This is a genomic window from Arthrobacter sp. 01T425 (assembly GCF_056398725.1).
Window position 1 is genome coordinate 75,771 of record NZ_JBFTPY010000010.1, and the last position, 17,716, is coordinate 93,486.

Here is a 17,716-nt window from a genome sequence, read left to right on the forward strand (position 1 = left end):
ACCATGAATGCCAAAGAGATCGACCAGCAGACCCTGCTGCAGAACGAAAACGATCCCCTCACCCATACCCCGGTGCACCTGCTCTCCCTCGACGGGGTCGGGAAGCACTACGGGAACATCATCGCCCTCTCCGAGGTGACCATGGCGGTGGACAACGGCCGCGTCACCTGCGTGCTGGGCGATAACGGTGCGGGCAAGTCCACGCTGATCAAGATCATCGCCGGCCTGCACCAGCACGACGCCGGAACACTGAAGGTCATGGGCGAGGAGCGGAAGTTCAGCTCCCCCCGGGACGCCCTGGACGTCGGGATCGCCACGGTCTACCAGGACCTCGCCGTGGTGCCTTTGATGCCGATCTGGCGGAACTTCTTCCTCGGCTCGGAACTGACCAGCGGGTTTGGTCCGTTCAAGAGCATGGACGTCGAGAAGATGAAGGACATCACGCTCAAGGAACTCGCCGCGATGGGCATCGACCTGCGCGACGTCGAGCAGCCCATCGGCCAGCTCTCCGGCGGTGAACGCCAGTGCGTCGCGATCGCCCGGGCCGTGTACTTCGGCGCCAAGGTCTTGATCCTGGACGAGCCCACCGCAGCGCTGGGCGTGAAGCAGTCCGGCGTGGTGCTCCGCTACATCCTGCAGGCCCGCGACCGCGGCCTCGGGGTCATCTTCATCACCCACAACCCGCACCACGCCTTCCCTGTCGGGGACCGGTTCCTGCTGCTCAAACGGGGCAAGTCAATCGGCTACTACGACAAGAAGGACATCACCCTGGACGAGCTCACCGCCCAGATGGCCGGCGGCGCAGAACTCGCCGAACTCGCCCACGAACTCGAACAGCTCGGCGGCCACAGCGACGTCGTCAAGGAAGTCCAGGGCGAAGTCGCTGACGTGTCCCAGACCACCGGCAAGACCTACGGATAACTGCCGCCCCAACTCCTGAAAGGACAAGCCTTTGGCTTACCTCAACCGCAACGCCTCCGACGCCGTCCTGCCCGTGCGGATCGGACTTATCGGCTCGGGCTGGATGGGCGCCTTCCACGCCGACAGCATTGCCCGCCGGGTCCCCGGCGCCGTCCTTGCCGCCATCGCGGATCCGAACCTGGAATCCGCCGGGGCGCTGGCTGGCGCCCTGGGCACCACGAAGGTGACCGCCGACGCTGCCGATCTCCTGGCCGACCCGGCGATTGACGCCGTCGTCATCGCCAGCCCCGCGCGTTTCCATTCCGCCCTGATCGGCCAGGCCGCAGCGGCCGGAAAGCACGTCTTCTGCGAGAAGCCCGCCGGTCAGGGGCTTGAGGAGCTCGACGCGGCCCTTGACGCCGTCGACGCCGCCGGGGTGCACTTCCAGATCGGCTTCAACCGCAGGTACGCCGCAGACTTCCAGGCGGCCAAGAAGGACCTCGCCGCCGGAATCGTGGGGCAGCCGCAACTGCTTCGTTCGCTGACCCGGGACCCGGGCACGGGGAGCATCGGCCACGCCGCAAGGATCCCTGCGTGGACCATCTTCCTCGAAACCCTGATCCACGACTTCGACACCCTGAACTGGTTCAACGAAGGCGCCGAACCTGTGGAGGTCTATGCGGTTGCCGACGCGCTTGTGGAGCCGGGACTGCGGGACCAGGGGTTCCTGGACACCGCCGTCGTGACCATCCGCTACAGCAACGGCGCGATCGCCGTCGCCGAGGCAAACTTCAGCGCGCTCTACGGTTACGACATCCGCGGCGAGGTTTTCGGCTCCAAGGGCATGGTCCAGGCCGGCCGCGCCACCGAAACCGCTGCCCGCCGGTTCACCGCCGAGGGGATGTCCGCCGACACCCCACGGCTGAACGTCGAGCTCTTCCGGCAGGCCTATACAGACGAGCTGGCGGACTTCGTCGACGCCGTGCGCGCCCGGCGTGAGGGTACCGCTCCGGAGTCGAAGCCCTTCACTCTCACTCCGGGAGCCAGCGACGCCCGGCGCGCACTGGCCGTGGCGCTGGCCTGCATCGAGTCCGTCAAGCGGGGGACCCCGGCAACGGTCAACACAGTGGCCGTCAACGAGAACGTGGTCCTCTGATGCGGCTCGCCGTGTGCGCTGAGATGGTCTTTACGGACCTGACGTTCACGGAGCGGGTGCGCCGGCTCCACGAGGCCGGCTTCGACGTCGAACTCTGGGACTCGCGGCCCAAGGACATCGGCGCGCTCAGGGCCACCGGGGCGGTGTTCTCCTCCATGACCGGATACAGCTCCGGCAGCCTCGTGGATCCGGACACGGCGGACGAGGTGGTGCGGACCGCCGAGTCCCTGATCCCCACCGCCCTGGAACTTGGCGTCAGCCGGCTGGTGGTCCACCCGGCGGAACTCGTCGACGGCCACGCGGCGCGGCCTGTCTACCGCTCCAGCGGACACATGTGGGCCACCGGCGCCCGGACCCTGGAACGGCTCGGGAAGCTCGGTGAGAAGCACGGGGTGACGTTCTGCCTCGAGAACCTCAACACCATCCGGGACCACCCCGGCATCCCGCTGGCACGGGCCAAGGACACCCTGGCGCTCGTGCAGGCGGCCGGGCACCCGAACGCCAGGCTCATGCTGGATCTCTATCACGCCCAAATGGGGGAGGGGAACCTGGTCGAGCTCGTCCGGACCGCCCTGCCATACCTCGGCGAAATCCAGGTGGCAGACGTTCCCGGCCGTTGCGAACCCGGAACCGGGGAAATCAACTACGCGGCCGTGGCCAGGGCGCTCGCGGACGCAGGCTACGAAGGAACCGTGGGCATGGAAGCGTGGGCCAGTGGCGACAGTTATGCGGCCCTGGAGGCCTTCCGTGCGGCGTTCACCGTGCCCGCACCAAACATGAGAGTAGAAGTATGAAAGACGTAATCCTTGGACTCGCCGGCGTTGGGCGGATCGGGGTCATGCACGCCAACAACATCGCCGCCCTCAACGAGGTCCTGAACCCACAAGGGATCCGTGTCCGCCTACGCCTCACCGACGTCGCCGAAGAGCACGCCCGGACGGTGGCACGCGTTCTCGGTGCCGAATTACTGCCCTCGGTTCAGACGCTGCTGGCCTCGGGGCTGGACGGCCTGGTCATCGCCACCGGAACCGGAACCCACCCCGAGCTCATCAAGGCCGGCGTGGACGCTGGGATCCCGGTGTTTTGCGAAAAGCCCGTGGCCCTGAACGTGGCCGACGCCCTGCCGGTGCTCGACTACATCCGGGACCGGAACGGCGTGGTGCAGATCGGGCATCAGCGCCGGTTCGACGCCGGCTACCTGGAAGCCCGCCGCGCTTACCAGGCCGGCGCGCTGGGCTGGATCCATTCCCTGCGTGCCGTCACCTGCGACATGACGCCGCCCCCGGTCGAGTTCCTGGCCAGCTCCGGCGGGCTCTTCCGTGACTGCTCGGTCCACGATTTCGACATCCTGCGCTGGCTCACAGGCCGCGAAATCGTCGAGGTCTACGCCAAGGGCTCCAACAACGGGGATCCGGCCATCGGTGCGGCCGGCGATGTGGACACGGCCCTCGCGTTGGTGACGTTCGACGACGGCACCGTGGGAACGGTTTCGGCGACCCGCTACAACGGGGCGGGCCATGATGTCCGGCTGGAAATCCAGGGCTCCCGCGGCTCGCTGATGGTGGGCCTGGACGACAAGACGGCACTGGCCTCCGCCGAAGCGGGGATCGCTTTCCCCGCGGGGAAGCCACATCTGACGTTTGCCGAGCGGTTCGAGACGGCGTACCGCTCCGAAATGGAGGCGTTCGTCGAACTGATCCTTGGCCGCCGGGAGAATCCATGCACTCCGGAAGACGCCGTCGCGGCCTCCCGGGTTGCCGATGCCGCCCAGGAATCGCTGGCCACTGGTGCCCCGGTCAAGGTGACGGTGAGCGTCGGCAGCTGATTACGGACCGGGGCGTCCGGCTCAGGGCCGGGTGCGGCACGCCTCGACGAAGGCCCGGAACGGCGCGAGCCGCTCCCCGGCCGGGAGCTCCAGGGCCTCGGGGTGCCACTGGACCGAGGCCACCCAGCGCTCCGGATCCTCCAGCGCCTCGACGGTCCCGTCCTCGGCCACGGCCGTCACCTGCAACCCTCCGGCCACCCGGGCCACGGCCTGATGGTGGCCGGAGGCGATCTTCACGTTCACGGCACCGGAACCGCCGCCGTAGAGTGCGGCCACCCTGGAGCCGGCCCGCACCGCCGCCTCATGCCAGGCCCACGGGCCGGCCCCGTGCACCGGCGCGGGCTCGCGGTGCGCCACCGTCCCCGGCGCCATGTCCTGTATGAGCGTCCCGCCGTAAAGCACATTGAGCAGCTGATGCCCGCGGCAGATGCCGAACACAGGCAGCCCGGCGTCGATCGCAAGACGCGCCACGACGAGATCCAGCGCGTCCTGGGCAGGGCTGACGTCGTAGCAGACGTCACCGCGCAGCTCGCCGTAGAGGGCGGGGTCGAGGTCGCCGCCGCCGGGAAGGACGACGCCGTCAAGGCAGGCCATCGCAGCGGCGAGGCCGCCGTCGTCTGGCCCCGAAGCGTCGAGCAGCACCGGTTCGCCGCCACCCTCGCGCAGCAGCCCCACGATGTACTCGAACAATGCGTTGGCTTCCGCCACGCGCGGGTCGGGATCGGAGGAACTGCTGAGGCGGACGGGAACGCCGATGCGCGGCCGGCCGCGAAGGGGGTTGCGGGAAGTCTGCATGCCCCATTCTGCAACACGATCGCGGACTAGGATTACTAGATGAATCCCCGCTATCTCGTGTCCCGCAGCCGGTACATCGCAGCCGCCCCCGAAGCCATCTTCGAGGTGCTCGCCACGCCTGCCCTGCACAGCGTGATCGACGGCTCGGACACGGTCAAAGGCGCCCAGCCGCGCGGGCCAGGACGGCTGTACCTCGGCGCCAGGTTCGGCATGCAAATGCGCATGCGGGTGAACTACAAGATCCTGAACAGGGTCTGCGAGTTCGAGGAAGGCCACCGGATCGCGTGGCGGCACTTCTACGGCCACGTGTGGCGCTACCTGCTGGATCCGGCCACAGGCCCGGACGGTACCCCCGGCACGCTGGTGACCGAGCAATGGGACGCGCGGCGGGTCCGTGGAAAGAGCTTTCTCCGGCTGGCCGGCTACCTGCGCCGCCATCCGGTCAATTTGGAACAGACGCTTGCCAAGCTCGACGCCTACATGGCTGCGCACCCGGACATGGGTAATGTGGATGGCAGCACGAAACGAGACTGAAGGTGGGAACTGGGATGGGCCGCAGGACACTGGTCGACGATCTCGTCGACGGCCTGCTGACCGAAATCCTTGACGGAAAGCTCCTGCCCCACAACCCGATTCCGCCCGAGGCCGACATCGCCAAGGCCTACGGCGTTAGCCGGCTCACCGTGCGTGAGGCCCTCAAAGCCCTCCGGGCGCAAAACATCCTCTATGTGAAGGCCGGCCGGGGAACCTTCGTCAATCCCACGGACAACTGGACCGGCCTGGACGCGATCTTCAAGGCAGCCTCCCATGGCAATGCGGCCGACCAGGTCTCGGTGGGACTGATTGAGATGCGCCGCATGGTGGAGACCGGGGCCGCGGCGCTCGCCGCCAAACGCTATACCCCGGAGCAGGCCGAGCGCATGCGCGAGTGCATCGCGGACATGAAGCGCTTCCACGACTCCGGCGACCTGGACCGCTTCGTAGAGGCGGACATTGGTTTCCACGACGCCGTCCTGAAGGCGTCCGGCAACCCCTTTGTCCGGGCCCTGTTCGCCCAGCTGGGCCAGCTGCTGTACGTGACCCGGCGCGAAACGTCGGCCGTCGAGGTGATCCAGCAGCACGCCATCGATTACCACCAGCGGGTCCTGGACAGCATTCTCAGCGGCGACGCCGAGCGCTCGCGGCAGGCGATGGATGAGCACATGGACCAGACCAATGCGGACTACGAGCGCTACGTCCGGGGCGCCAAGTCCTGAAGTCCGCCTCCGGACTCTTGACGTAATCCGAATCACATTCTAAGATTTTGGCTAGTTCCTGAATCAGATGTCTGACATCTGACTCAACAAGTATCCTGCAGCACACGCTTCCAGGCGGGCAGGATGACCACCCCAATCCACCGCTTTCCTCACCCGGCACAGCCGCAGGGCAGGAAAACACTTAAGAAGGTCGATGATGACTTCATTAACTCCCAAGTCCTTCGGACTCGGCGAACTGGGCGACCGCACGCTCCGCAAGGTCCGCCGCCGCGTCATGCCCCTGATTGTCCTGCTCTACTTCGTTGCCTACCTGGACCGCAACAACGTCGGATTCGCCAAACTCACCATGAGCGAGGACATCGGCCTGAACTCCGCCGCCTACGGTCTGGGCGCCGGCATCTTCTTCCTTGGCTACGCCCTCCTGGAGGTTCCCAGCAACGCCGGCATGTACCGGTTCGGAGCCCGGAAATGGCTGGCCCGCATCCTGATCACGTGGGGCATCTTCGCCACCGCCATGTGCCTGGTGAACGGTGAAACCACGTATTACATCGTCCGGTTCCTGCTCGGTGCCGCCGAGGCCGGGTTCTTCCCGGCGATCCTGTTCTACCTGACGCTGTGGTTCCCTGCCGCGCAGCGCGTCACCGTGCTGGGCATCTTCATCCTTGCCCAGCCCGTATCCAACGCGCTCGGCGCCCCGGTGTCCGGGCTCCTGCTGCAGATGGACGGCGTCATGGGCCTCCAGGGCTGGCAGTGGCTCTACATCATCGAAGGCATCCCGGCGATCGCCCTCGGCCTGCTGACACCCATCCTCATGACGGACCGTCCGCGGGACGCCAAATGGCTCGAAGCCGACGAGCGCAACTGGCTCACCGCCACCATGGACGCCGAACTGGCCGCCAAGTCCCAGTCGGGCAAGCACAACTTCATGGCCGGGCTCAAGGACAAGCGCACCCTGGTCTACTCCGCCCTGTACTTCGGCCTGGTGTGCGGGATTTACGGCCTGGGCCTGTGGATGCCCACCATCGTCGCGGCCCTGGGCAAGTTCTCCACGGCAGAGGTCGGCTTCATCGTCTTCATCCCCTATGCCGTGGCCGCAGTATTCGTCTACTTCTGGAGCAAGCGCGCGGACCGGACCGGCAAGCGTGCCTGGCACGCCTCGGTCAGCATGGTGCTTGCGGGCGTCGGACTCGTGGCCGCCGGCTACCTGCTCCCGGTCAACCCGTTCCTCGCGATGGTCGGTCTGACGCTCTCCGCCATGGGGATCTACGGGGCGATCGCCCCCTTCCTCTCGATGCCCTCCGCGGCACTGACCGGTGCGGCTGCCGCTTCCGGGCTGGCCCTGGTGAACTCCCTCGGAAACCTCGGCGGCTTCATCTCCCCGTACGCGGTCGGCCTCCTCAAGGACGCCACCGGAAGCAACCAGAGCGGGCTCCTGTTCCTGTCCCTGTGCCTGTGCATCACGGCCGTGGCCACCTACCTGTACGCCCGCCGTCGCCCCGAAGGCGACGCCAGCCTTGACCCCGCGGTCGCAGCGGCTGCCGCCGTCGACCCGGCCAAAGTATCCTGATCCGAAACCCCCGAAGGAATCTTCGTCATGACATCAAATACCCCGTTCCCCACTGAACGCACCGTGGTCCTGACCGGAGCCGCGTCAGCCCGCGGCATCGGCCGTGCCGCCGCCGACCGCCTGGCCAGCGAGGGCTGGTCCATCGCAATCCTGGACATCAATGCCGAGGACGCCAGCGCCGCTGCCGCCGAAATCGGTTCCAACCGTGCGGTCAAGGCCATCGGCGTCGGTGCGGACGTCTCCGACGCCGCGTCGGTTGACCGGGCCATCACCGAGATCGAGGGCTCGCTGCCCCCGATCGTCGCGCTGGCCAACCTGGCCGGCATCAGTTCCCCGACGCCGTTCATGGACACCACGGTCGAGGAATGGGACAAGGTCTTCGCCATCAACATGCGCGGATCCTTCATCGTTTCCCAGCGCGTGCTCAAAGGCATGATCGAGCGCAAGCTCGGCCGGATCGTGAGCATCTCCTCGATTTCGGCACAGCGGGGCGGCGGCACCTACTCAAAGGTCGCCTACAGCGCCTCCAAGGCCGGAATCATCGGATTCACCCGCGCCCTGGCCCGCGAGGTGGGCGAGTTCGGGGTCACGGTCAACGCCATCGCCCCAGGCCCCATCGACACCGACATTATGGGCGGCACCCTGAGCGAGGAACGCAAGGCGCAGATGTCGGAGGGCATCATGATGGGTCGGGTCGGCAGCCGCGAGGAAGTGGCGGCCCTGATCGCCTTCCTGCTCGGCCCGGACGCCGGTTACATCACCGCGGCCACCTATGACATCAACGGCGGCCTCCAGGTCTCCTAACCCGCACGCGCCCCCGTTGCGCTATCACTTTTAGGCCTTAAGATCCCGGAATGGCCACCAAGAGTGATAGCGCAACGGGGGAGCTTGGCCACGGTCTAGGCTGGCTCCATGAACGCCGCCCGCAGCCTTCACCCCAGCCCCCGCACGTTGGAGGTCGAGAGCCTTGCCGGTTTCGACCGGCTGGTTGCGGCGGGGGCGCGCAGCATGCACGGCTGGCATGTCCAGTCGCTGGACCTGCGGGGCCGCCGGGCCCAGCTGGAGGCGCTTGAGGCCCAGGGCGCTGTCTTCCTGGGCTGCAGGTTCGACGACGGTGTGGAGGACTTGCTGCGCGGCCGGGGCGCCCTCATCTTTCCCCGGCTCACGGCCGTGCCGTTCAACCCCTACCGCGGGCAGCTGTACACGCCGCAGGAACTCTATTCCGGGATCGCCACCTCACCCTACGAGGACACGCTCGACGCGCGGGTGTACCAGTGGAGCATCCGGCCGGGCCAGCGACGCCGGCTGGATGCGACACTGGCCGCCGCCCTGCATGACCACTCGATCGGCGTGGCCCTCGACGAACTGGCCGGCACCTATCTCCGCGCCGGCCGCACGATGGTGGGGGTCATGGGCGGACACATTGCCCGCCGCGGCACCGCCGTCTTTGAGGGAGCCGCGCTGCTGGGCCGGCTGCTGGCCCGCAGCGGCCGGGTGGTAGCCACGGGCGGCGGCCCCGGGGCCATGGAGGCCGCGAATTTTGGCGCCTTCCTCAGCGAGGCCCCCGAACCGGACTTCCGGCGGGCCCTGGCCGACCTCTCGGCGGTGCCGTCCTTCCGCCCCTCGGTGGCCGCCTGGGCGCGGACGGCCGCGGCGGTCGCCCAACGCCACCCGGAGGGTGTGCCGTCGCTGGGGATTCCCACATGGTTTTACGGCCATGAACCACCGAACTTCTTCGCCACGCATGTGGCCAAATACTTCGCGAATGCCATCCGGGAAGCCATCCTGCTTGAACTGTGCAACGGCGGCATCGTCTTTTTGCCGGGTTCGGGCGGCACAGTCCAGGAGATCTTCCAGGACGCCTGCGAGAACTACTACGCCGCTCCGGAAACCGTCACTCCCATGGTCCTGGTGGGGCACGAACACTGGCTGCGGCGATTCCCGGCCTGGCCCCTCTTACAGAGCCTGGCGTCAGGGCGCCGGATGGAGGGAAGGATCTTCCTGGTCGATACGGTCGAAGAAGCCCTTGAGGCGCTGGAGCGCTAGGGGGTCAGAGATCCTTGCGGCACTGGGCGTGGCCAAGCTCGTAGAGTCCGTTCAGGTCGCCGGCGGCAAGCCCGTCCGGGGCTCCGATCTCGGGGTACATCAGCTGGGCCGGGTCATCGACATGCTCCAGGCCCATCACATGGCCGAGCTCGTGCAGGATCACGGCCGTGGCATAGGCCGCTCCCTCGGAGCGGTCCAGGTCTTCCGCGATTTGCGGGGCATCCAGCTCCAGGCTGCCGGTGACGAAGCTCTTGGGGCCGTCGCCGAAACTGAAGTGTGTGCTTCCGCCTGTGCCGATCACCGGGCCTTTGAGCTGCGGTGCCTGCTCCGGGGTGGTCCAGGCGATCAGCAGCGGCGCCCACCGGTCCCCGTAGAGATCCTTTTGGTAGGGCGCACGTGTGGACGAGGGGGCCTCGGACGTGGGGCCGTCATTGATGAAGGTGATTCCGGTGGCCTCGGAGATCGTCCGGATCGAGTCGTCCACGAGCCGCTCGGCACCCGGCGGGGCCAGGGCGGCATTGATGACGTAGTGCAGCGGGCGGCACGGCGAGTAACCCACCGGAGTGCCGTCGTCATTCGTTGCGAGGAACTTGTACGAGGTGCTGGCGGCCTCCGGTTTCCGGGCCGCGCCGAGGGGGTGGTCCTGCTCCTCGAGCCCGGGCGGGGGAGTGTCCGTCCGGTCTTCGCCGGCCGGCACGGCAGGCTGGCCGGATTTCTGGCCAGCCTGGGGCTGTGCCTGCAGGTCACTGCCTGCTTTGTTTTCTGCACTGTGCCCTGCGTTGTTCCCCGTTCCTCGGGAGACCTCGAAGAGGCCCGTGAACCTCGGATCGCCGTAGACGAGTCCGGCGGTGAGGAAGGCGCCGGCGGCGATCACCGCAGCGGCGGCGAGGTTCCTGATGATCCGCAGAGCGGTGGCTGGCCGGCTGTGCCGAGGTCCGCGGTCCCGAAATTCAGGGCCGTCCACTAGCCAACCACGGCGCCGAAGGCCATGCCCAGCAGGTACGTCACGCCCGCGGCACCCATGCCGATGGCCAGCTGGCGCAGGCCGCGGGTGGCGGGCGAGGTACCGGAGAGCAGGCCCACGACGCCGCCGGTAAGCAGGAGCGCCAAGCCGACGAGGGACGCGGAAACCACCAGTGCGGCGAGTCCTGTCATGCCCAGCAGGAAGGGAATGATGGGCACGATCGCGCCCGAGGCGAAGAAGCAGAAGCTCGACGCCGCCGCGCCCCAGGCGGTGCCGACCGCCTCGTGCTGGTCCTCGCTTTCGGGCAGTTCCGGACGCAGGGACAGGCTGGGATCGCAGTCGCAGTCCAACAGGCCCATCCGCTCCGCGACGCGGTGCTCGGCGGCCTCCCGGGACATGCCGCGGGCCAGGTAGACGAGGAGGAGTTCGTTGTGCTCGATATCGAGCAGCGGCGCCGCCGCCAACGTGATCTGGGTGGGTCGGGTCGCGGCGAGGAGCTCCCGCTGCGACCGCACGGAAATGAACTCGCCGGCCCCCATGGACAGTGCGCCGGCCAGCAGCCCGGCGACGCCGCTGAGGAGTACCACCTGGCTGCCCACGCCCGAGGCCGCCATGCCCATGACGAGGGACAGGTTGCTGACCAGCCCGTCGTTGGCGCCGAAGACGGCGGCGCGGAACGTTCCGGCCAGCCGGTTGCGGCCCCGGGTTGCCAGCCCGCGGACCACTTCTTCGTGGATCTGCTCGTCGGCGACCATGGCCGGGGTGGCGAACGATTCGGTGGCGTACGGGGATCGGCTCTCCGCCCGCTGGGCCAGGGCCAGGACGAAGACCGAGCCGAAGTGCCGGGCCAGGAAGCCCAGGAACCGGCTCCGGAGTGAGGCGTGCCGGTCCTTGCCGGCGTGATCGCCCAGCAACTGGAGCCAGTGCGCTTCATGGCGTCCCTCGGCCTCGGCCAGCGCCAGCAGGATGGCGCGTTCCTCCCCGGCGCGGTTCTGCGCCAGGTCCCGGTAGACGGCCGCCTCGGCACGTTCATCGGCGAGATACTGTCGCCAGCGCTTGATGTCCGCTGCGCTGGGCGCTGCGCTCGCGTCTGTTGCGGGCGACGGGCTCGGTGGGCTGACGGGAGCGGCAGTGGAGGGAGCCGCCGCGGGGGCAACAGAGGCGTGCGGCGAGGCGGGGCGCGGGTCCGTGTCGCGGACCGAAGAGGGCTGTGTCGGGTGGTGCTGCGAAGAATCGTTGCGGTCCGATTCGGTGTGCTGAGACACGAAAAACTCCTGGGTTTGGTCGGGCATGGTCCGGCCCCATTGCGACTCCAGAGTACCCCGTATTTCCGTGCTTTTCCGGCTGGCCATCCTCAGTGGAAAGTTTAGGGAGGCCGTAACTGCCCTGCCCCGGCGGGACCGTCCGCAGCCGCTTTCCGGCAGCAATTGTGAGCCCTTGACCGCCCGGGTCCGCGGTGTTCGAATGAAACCCAGGGCGGGCTCCCCGGGGCCTTGCCGCCACCGAAGCCGCATGGAGGTTGCATCATGGATAGCACCGCATCACATCCCATCCAGCCGGCCCGGGAGTCACTCGAGTCCGATCCCGCCTACGACTACGCCGAGGACGCGCCCGTCAGTGATGCCGCGGAGACCGAGGACGAGGAGCTTCTCGAAGAGGCCGACCGGCTCGTTCCCCTGGACGCGGAAGACTTCCTGGGCGACGAGAAGCCGGTGGTGCCCGTGGAAGGTGAAGAATTCCTTGCGCCGGAGGAAAATGAGTGATCCTCGCGCGGCCCGTTAAGTTGCCTAAAGGCCGACGGCGGCGCCCCCGAAAGGGGAGCGCCGCCGTCGACCTTTAACTTGCGGTCAAGACCCAGCCGGGCCTGGGCCCTAGTGCGTGAGGGCCGGGGCCTTTTCTTCCTCGGCCGCGCTGCCGGCGACACGCCGGCGCCAGTTCTGCATGACCGCGGGATCCGTCGGCTTGGTCAGCAGCGACACCGCGATGTAGACGACCGCGGAAGCCGCCAGGCCGTAGTAGATCGGCTCGTTGGCGTAGATGCCGTCCAGCGGAACCTCGGCGTTGATTTCCAGGATGATCATGGTGCCGAGCGTGATGACCGAGCCCACCGCCATGGACGCCGCGGCGGCGACGCCGGTGCCGCGCTTCCAGACCAGGCCGCCAAGGATGGCCACGAGCAGGCCGCCAACCAGGATGTCGTACGCAATGGTCAGGGCCGCGACAACGTCCTTGGTGACGATGGCGATCACGATTGCCACGATGCCCAGGCCCAGGACCCACATGCGGTTGGCCTTGACGTCGTGTTCCGGGTTGTCTGTGTCATCGGTGTTGACCGTCTTGCCGAACCAGCCGGCAACGAACGGCAGCACATCGGCGCGGGCCACGGTGGCGGCCGCGATCAGGGCGCCGGAGGCGGTGGACATCATGGCGGCGACGGCGGCGGCCAGCACGAGGCCGCCGATGCCGATGGGCAGCAGGTGGGTGGCGACCTCTGCGTAGACGACGTCCTTGCCCAGGGCCTTGACGTCGATCTGCGGCAGGGCCACCCGGGCGCCGAGGCCGATCAGGGCGCCGGCTGCGCCGTAGAGGATGCAGTAGATGCCGGCCGTGGCGCCGCCCCAGCGGGCAACTTCAGGCGTCTTGGCGGTGAACACGCGCTGCCAGATGTCCTGGCCGATCAGCAGGCCGAGGGTGTAGACCACAAAGTACGTGATGATCGTCTGGGCGCCGATGCCGTCGATCTGGAAGAAGGTGGCGTCCACCCGGCTGCGGATCCCGTCGAGGCCGCCGGCGGCGTTGAGCGTGAACGGCAGCATCAGGAAGAAAATGCCGACCGTCTTGATGACGAACTGGACCTGGTCGGCCAGCGTGATGGACCACATGCCGCCGATGGTCGAGTACACCAGCACGATTGCCCCGCCGACGGCGATCGCGAGGGCGCGGTCCCAGCCGAAGAGCACCACGAAGATGGTGGCGTAGGCGCCCGTGGAGGTGGCGCAGAGCATCAGCGTGTAGGCAAGCATGACGATGCCCGAGGTCTGCGTGGCGTTGCTGCCGTAGCGCAGGGTCAGCATCTGGGAGACGGTATAGATCTTCAGCTTCTGGATGGTGCTGGCGAAGAGCAGGCTCAGCAGCAGGACGCCGGCGCCGATTGCGACGACGAGCCACATGCCGGAGATGCCGAACTTGTAGCCCAGGCCCACGCCGCCGACGGTCGAGGCGCCGCCCAGGACGACGGCGGCCATGGTGCCGGTGTAGAGGAACGGACCGAGGCGGCGGCCGGCCACGAGGAAGTCGCTATTGTTCTTGGTGCGGGACTTGCCCCACCATCCGAACGCCAGCATGGCGGCCAGGTACACCACCACGATTGCGATGTTGACGAAAGTTGCGTCCATATAAAGGCTCCTTGGAGCTGGTTGACAGCGGATGCGGGCCTGCCGGGCCTCAACAGGGTGGTCGGCAAGGCTGCCGCTGCATGACGTGGGTAGAGGAGGATTTCCGTCGGAACCTCCGGTTTTGCCTTATAGGCAACACATGTTGCCCAGAAGAGTATGCTGTGACTCCGGTAACAGTCAAGACGCCGGGCGTGGTGCCGCCGCCTCCGCGTCACGAAGGCCCGCTCCCGCTAGGATTGCTCCAATGATGGGGCCAAGCGGCCGGCCGTGAAAGGTTCCTAAATGAAGGCACTACCAGTTGAACCGAGCAATGTTCCCGTTGCCATCGGTTCGCGGATCCGCGCCGCCAGGCAGTCCCAGCGGCTCACCATTGAACAGGTCGCAGACGCCACCGGGCTCACCAAGGGATTCCTGAGCCGGGTCGAGCGGGACCTGACCTCGCCCTCGGTTGCCTCCCTGGTAACGCTGTGCCAGGTTTTGTCGATCTCTATCGGCGACCTCTTCGCCGCCCCCGAAACGCACCTCACGAAGCAGAATGAGGGCCCTCGAATCTCCCTCGGCGGCGAGGGGATCGTCGAGCGGCTGCTGACCGCGCGCTCCGAGCGCCGCGTCCAGATCATCCAGGCCGTGATCGAGCCGCGCGGGCGCGGCGAGTCCGAACTCTATGCCGTGGACTGCGACGTCGACGTCCTGCATGTGGTCAAGGGCAGCATCCGCCTGATCCTCACGAATGAGGAATTCGAGCTCAGCACCGGAGACACCGTAACGTTCCCCGGCCGGGAACCCCACACCTGGGTCAATCCCACGGACGACGCCGTCGAGGTGCTGTGGGTGCTCGTACCCGCCGCCAGCCGCTGAGGGCATGAAAGCATCCGTAACCACCGCAAAAGTATCCGCACGGCGCACGCCGGAGATACACAGGACGAGCGGAAGCCGCTCGCGTCATCAACTGGGGGATCCATGAACCGCAACAACGTCTTTCTGTCCCTGGCCCTGGCCGCCGCGCTCGCGGCCGCCCTTGGCCTGAGCTCGTGCGCCGCCGCGGGCCAGCGGGCCGGCGAAGCGGCAAGCGGCCCCGCCAGTGAAACCGCGGCCCCGGCGCAGCAGGAATCCGGCGCGCCCGCCACGACCGCCTCCTCCGCCGCTTCGGCCCTGCCCTCGCCCGCCCCGAGCGCCTCCGCTACCCCCGTCCCGGCCGCGCCCACAGCCACGGCCAGCGCGGTGGCCGGCGTGAAAACCTTCACCTTCCCGGACGGGCACCTCTCCTTCTCCTACCCGAGCGGCTGGTCCGTCCGGTTGGTTGGCTCGCCCGGGAACGCGGCCAAGCTGCGGGGCCTGCAGGCGGTCATCGCCGACGCCACCGGCAACGAACTGGCTTCCATCACCAGCAGCACCAGCGCCAGCAACGCCTCCGGCCCGGTGGCCCGCACCGTGCTGGACACCGCCCCGGTGCCGGGGCTGAAAGATGTGGACGGCGAACAGCTGGCCTTCGGCTTCGCGTTCGATTCCCTCGCCGACCAGTCCGATTTCCACATGAGCGTCCGCAAGCAACGCGACTTCGCGCCCGCGGTCTCTGACTCCGGCTCCGGCTCCGCCTACGTCAGCTTCGCCAACGGCGGGGCGGAAGCCAAGGTGCTCTTCGGCAGCCCGGCATTTGCCTCCGTCGACGCCGCCAAAGCCTGGATGACCACGGAGCAGTACAGCCAGCTCAAGCGCCTGCTGCTCACCCTCAAGTACAGCTGACCTCCCTTTCCTTGGTGAGAACGGCCGCGGTGAGATGTACGTCACATCCCGGCAATCTGCCGGAAACGGCAATTTAATGCCCGGAGCTGGCACGTAACGTGCCCGCAAGAATGGGAAAGCCTTCCCGAAACACGCCGTGAGTAGCGTCAACGGCGGGGGGACGCTCGTCAGTCCCAAACGTCACATGGTCTCGCCGCATCGGCGCCCTCGGAGCGCCGGCACTCGAGGAAGGCTCCCGCTATGAAGTTCTCTGTGCTTGCAGTAGGAATGGCAACAGATCCGCAGGTCCTTGACCCCGGATCGACCGCGTGGATGCTCACGGCGTCCGCTCTGGTCCTCCTGATGACCCCCGGGCTTGCGTTCTTCTACGGCGGGCTCGTCAGAATGAAGTCCGTCCTCAACATCATGATGATGAGCTTCGGCGCCATGGGCGTGGTGGCCGTCGTCTGGGCCCTATGGGGCTATGGCCTGGCCTTCGGCCCGGATGCGCTGGGCGGCTTCGTCGGGGATCCCTTCACCAACTTCGGCCTGAGCGGGCTGACCACCAGCATCGGCTCCAAGGCGGCAGGCCTGCCGGACATGATCTTCGTCGGCTTCCAGGCCACGTTCGCCATCATCACCGTCGCACTGATCAGCGGCGCGGTGGCCGAGCGCGTCAGGTTCGGCCCCTGGCTCCTCTTTGCCGCCCTTTGGGTCACGCTCGTTTACGCGCCGATCGCGCACTGGGTCTGGGGCGGCGGCATTTTCGGACCTACCGGCATCATCGGCAGCAAGATCTCGGCTCTCGACTTCGCCGGCGGCACGGTGGTCCACATGAACGCCGGCATTGCCGGACTGATGCTTGCCGTGGTTCTGGGCAAACGGCTCGGCTTCATGAAAGACCCCAACATCCGCCCGCACAACCTGCCGTTCGTGATGCTCGGCGCAGGGCTGCTCTGGTTCGGCTGGTTCGGCTTCAACGCCGGCTCGGAACTCGCCGCCGACGCCACGGCCGCCCTGGCCTGGACCAACACGCTGCTCGCCACCAGCGCCGCCCTGCTGGGCTGGCTGCTCGTGGAGCGGCTGCGCGACGGGCATGCCACCTCGCTCGGCGCCGCCTCGGGAGCCGTCGCGGGACTCGTGGCAGTCACCCCGGCCTGCGGATTCATCGACCCCATCGGCGCCATCCTGATCGGCGCGATCGCCGGGGCTGTCTGCGCGCTCGCCGTCGGGCTGAAGTTCAAGATCGGACTCGACGACTCCCTGGACGTCGTGGCCGTGCATTTCGTCGGCGGCCTGTGGGGGACCCTGGCCCTCGGATTTTTCGCGCTTCCGTCCACCAAGACGGCGGGCGGCCTGTTCTACGGCGGCGGCCTGGCGCAGTTCTGGCCACAGATTCTCACCGCCCTGATCGTCACGGCATGGAGCGCCGCCATGACCACACTGATTGGCTTTGCGATCCACAAGAGCATCGGCATGCGCGTTTCCGAAGCCGACGAGCTCTCCGGCATTGACGTGACGGAGCACGCCGAAACGGCGTATGAGCTCCTCATGGTCGGCGGCAGCTTCCACCCCGGTGACCCGCATGCCCGGACTGATGCGGCCGAGGCCCACGCGACGGCCCACGCCGGGACCCCGGCCGAAGTCCCGGCCGGGACCAACGCCGAGGCCGAGGGTGAGGCCGTCCGCGGCAGGGTGTCGTCATGAAGCTCGTCACGGCGATTGTGCGGCCGGAGCGGGTCGCGGCCGTTAGCGCGGCCCTGGAGCGGGCCGGGGTCAATGGCCTGACCGTGAGCCAGGCCAGCGGCTACGGCCGGCAGCGGGGCCATACCGAGGTGTACCGGGGCGCTGAATACAGCTCGGACCTGCTGCCCAAGGTGCGGGTCGAAGTCCTGGTCGACGAGGGCGCCCTCGGCGCCGTCATGGCTGCCATTGAAGAGGGAGGGCGCACGGGCCGCTTCGGCGATGGCAAGATCTGGATTATCGAGGTGCGCGACGCCGTCCGCGTCCGCACGGGGGAGCGGGGCGCGTCGGCCATCGCCTGAGGTTGGTAAACAACTGATGCGCAATACGAAACTTCGAGTGTATGA

Annotated in this window: 18 protein-coding genes; 14 read left to right on the plus strand and 4 right to left on the minus strand. The window is 67.6% G+C overall.

What is annotated here, in order from left to right; all coding sequences use genetic code 11:
* The first annotated feature begins 3 nt into the window (after positions 1 to 3).
* From AC1DNG_RS12425 to AC1DNG_RS12440, 4 genes are read left to right on the plus strand one after another with little or no spacing between them, the layout of a single operon-like run.
* The gene (locus tag AC1DNG_RS12425; protein ID WP_223914251.1) at positions 4 to 921 is read left to right on the plus strand and encodes an ATP-binding cassette domain-containing protein; all 918 of its coding nucleotides are present in this window, start codon (positions 4 to 6) and stop codon (positions 919 to 921) included.
* Positions 922 to 952: 31 nt separating this feature from the next.
* Positions 953 to 2,056: a Gfo/Idh/MocA family oxidoreductase gene (locus AC1DNG_RS12430; RefSeq protein WP_476887456.1), complete on the plus strand. Its 1,104-nt coding sequence runs from the start codon at positions 953 to 955 to the stop codon at positions 2,054 to 2,056.
* Positions 2,056 to 2,850 (plus strand): TIM barrel protein, encoded by a 795-nt coding sequence (locus tag AC1DNG_RS12435; RefSeq protein ID WP_476887457.1) that lies wholly within the window; start codon positions 2,056 to 2,058, stop codon positions 2,848 to 2,850. The genes AC1DNG_RS12430 and AC1DNG_RS12435 overlap by 1 nt, the downstream gene beginning before the upstream one ends.
* The gene (locus AC1DNG_RS12440; protein WP_476887458.1) at positions 2,847 to 3,881 is read left to right on the plus strand and encodes a Gfo/Idh/MocA family oxidoreductase; all 1,035 of its coding nucleotides are present in this window, start codon (positions 2,847 to 2,849) and stop codon (positions 3,879 to 3,881) included. The genes AC1DNG_RS12435 and AC1DNG_RS12440 overlap by 4 nt, the downstream gene beginning before the upstream one ends.
* A 21-nt stretch (positions 3,882 to 3,902) precedes the next feature.
* On the opposite strand, the gene AC1DNG_RS12445 is transcribed toward AC1DNG_RS12440, so the two are convergent.
* Positions 3,903 to 4,676, minus strand: a complete 774-nt coding sequence (locus tag AC1DNG_RS12445) for a gamma-glutamyl-gamma-aminobutyrate hydrolase family protein (protein WP_476887459.1) — start codon at positions 4,674 to 4,676, stop codon at positions 3,903 to 3,905.
* A gap of 39 nt (positions 4,677 to 4,715) precedes the next feature.
* On the opposite strand from AC1DNG_RS12445, the gene AC1DNG_RS12450 reads away from it, so the two are divergent.
* The 5 genes from AC1DNG_RS12450 to AC1DNG_RS12470 all read left to right on the plus strand — a co-directional run bounded on the left by AC1DNG_RS12450 (position 4,716) and on the right by AC1DNG_RS12470 (position 9,545).
* A complete protein-coding gene (locus AC1DNG_RS12450; RefSeq protein ID WP_223914246.1) occupies positions 4,716 to 5,210 on the plus strand; it encodes an SRPBCC family protein in 495 nt (164 codons plus the stop codon).
* Positions 5,211 to 5,224: 14 nt separating this feature from the next.
* A complete protein-coding gene (locus AC1DNG_RS12455; RefSeq protein WP_079550394.1) occupies positions 5,225 to 5,932 on the plus strand; it encodes a FadR/GntR family transcriptional regulator in 708 nt (235 codons plus the stop codon).
* Between the two features lie 193 nt (positions 5,933 to 6,125).
* Positions 6,126 to 7,499 carry an MFS transporter gene (locus AC1DNG_RS12460; protein ID WP_476851305.1) on the plus strand — a complete coding sequence of 458 codons (1,374 nt, stop codon included), beginning with the start codon at positions 6,126 to 6,128 and terminating at the stop codon, positions 7,497 to 7,499.
* 27 nt (positions 7,500 to 7,526) lie between these two features.
* On the plus strand, positions 7,527 to 8,303 hold the full coding sequence (locus AC1DNG_RS12465; RefSeq protein ID WP_476873511.1) for an SDR family NAD(P)-dependent oxidoreductase: 777 nt from the start codon (positions 7,527 to 7,529) through the stop codon (positions 8,301 to 8,303).
* Positions 8,304 to 8,411: 108 nt separating this feature from the next.
* Positions 8,412 to 9,545, plus strand: a complete 1,134-nt coding sequence (locus AC1DNG_RS12470) for an LOG family protein (protein WP_476887460.1) — start codon at positions 8,412 to 8,414, stop codon at positions 9,543 to 9,545.
* Between the two features lie 4 nt (positions 9,546 to 9,549).
* Here AC1DNG_RS12470 and AC1DNG_RS12475 read toward each other — a convergent pair whose 3' ends face one another.
* Positions 9,550 to 10,509: a matrixin family metalloprotease gene (locus AC1DNG_RS12475; protein ID WP_223914243.1), complete on the minus strand. Its 960-nt coding sequence runs from the start codon at positions 10,507 to 10,509 to the stop codon at positions 9,550 to 9,552.
* On the minus strand, positions 10,509 to 11,801 hold the full coding sequence (locus tag AC1DNG_RS12480; RefSeq protein ID WP_476872075.1) for a VIT1/CCC1 transporter family protein: 1,293 nt from the start codon (positions 11,799 to 11,801) through the stop codon (positions 10,509 to 10,511). The genes AC1DNG_RS12475 and AC1DNG_RS12480 overlap by 1 nt, the downstream gene beginning before the upstream one ends.
* A 234-nt stretch (positions 11,802 to 12,035) precedes the next feature.
* Between AC1DNG_RS12480 and AC1DNG_RS12485 the strand changes: the two genes are divergently transcribed.
* Positions 12,036 to 12,272: a hypothetical protein gene (locus AC1DNG_RS12485; RefSeq protein WP_079550403.1), complete on the plus strand. Its 237-nt coding sequence runs from the start codon at positions 12,036 to 12,038 to the stop codon at positions 12,270 to 12,272.
* Between the two features lie 108 nt (positions 12,273 to 12,380).
* Here AC1DNG_RS12485 and AC1DNG_RS12490 read toward each other — a convergent pair whose 3' ends face one another.
* Positions 12,381 to 13,904 carry a sodium:solute symporter family protein gene (locus AC1DNG_RS12490; protein ID WP_476873513.1) on the minus strand — a complete coding sequence of 508 codons (1,524 nt, stop codon included), beginning with the start codon at positions 13,902 to 13,904 and terminating at the stop codon, positions 12,381 to 12,383.
* Between the two features lie 282 nt (positions 13,905 to 14,186).
* Here AC1DNG_RS12490 and AC1DNG_RS12495 point away from each other — a divergent pair, with 282 nt between their 5' ends.
* From AC1DNG_RS12495 to AC1DNG_RS12510, 4 genes are all read left to right on the plus strand, one after another.
* Positions 14,187 to 14,762 carry a helix-turn-helix domain-containing protein gene (locus AC1DNG_RS12495; RefSeq protein WP_018775913.1) on the plus strand — a complete coding sequence of 192 codons (576 nt, stop codon included), beginning with the start codon at positions 14,187 to 14,189 and terminating at the stop codon, positions 14,760 to 14,762.
* 102 nt (positions 14,763 to 14,864) lie between these two features.
* Positions 14,865 to 15,647 (plus strand): hypothetical protein, encoded by a 783-nt coding sequence (locus AC1DNG_RS12500; RefSeq protein WP_476887461.1) that lies wholly within the window; start codon positions 14,865 to 14,867, stop codon positions 15,645 to 15,647.
* Between the two features lie 240 nt (positions 15,648 to 15,887).
* Positions 15,888 to 17,333 (plus strand): ammonium transporter, encoded by a 1,446-nt coding sequence (locus AC1DNG_RS12505; protein WP_476859695.1) that lies wholly within the window; start codon positions 15,888 to 15,890, stop codon positions 17,331 to 17,333.
* On the plus strand, positions 17,330 to 17,671 hold the full coding sequence (locus tag AC1DNG_RS12510) for a P-II family nitrogen regulator (protein WP_476887462.1): 342 nt from the start codon (positions 17,330 to 17,332) through the stop codon (positions 17,669 to 17,671). Before AC1DNG_RS12505 ends, AC1DNG_RS12510 begins: the two co-directional genes overlap by 4 nt.
* Positions 17,672 to 17,716 lie beyond the last annotated feature (45 nt).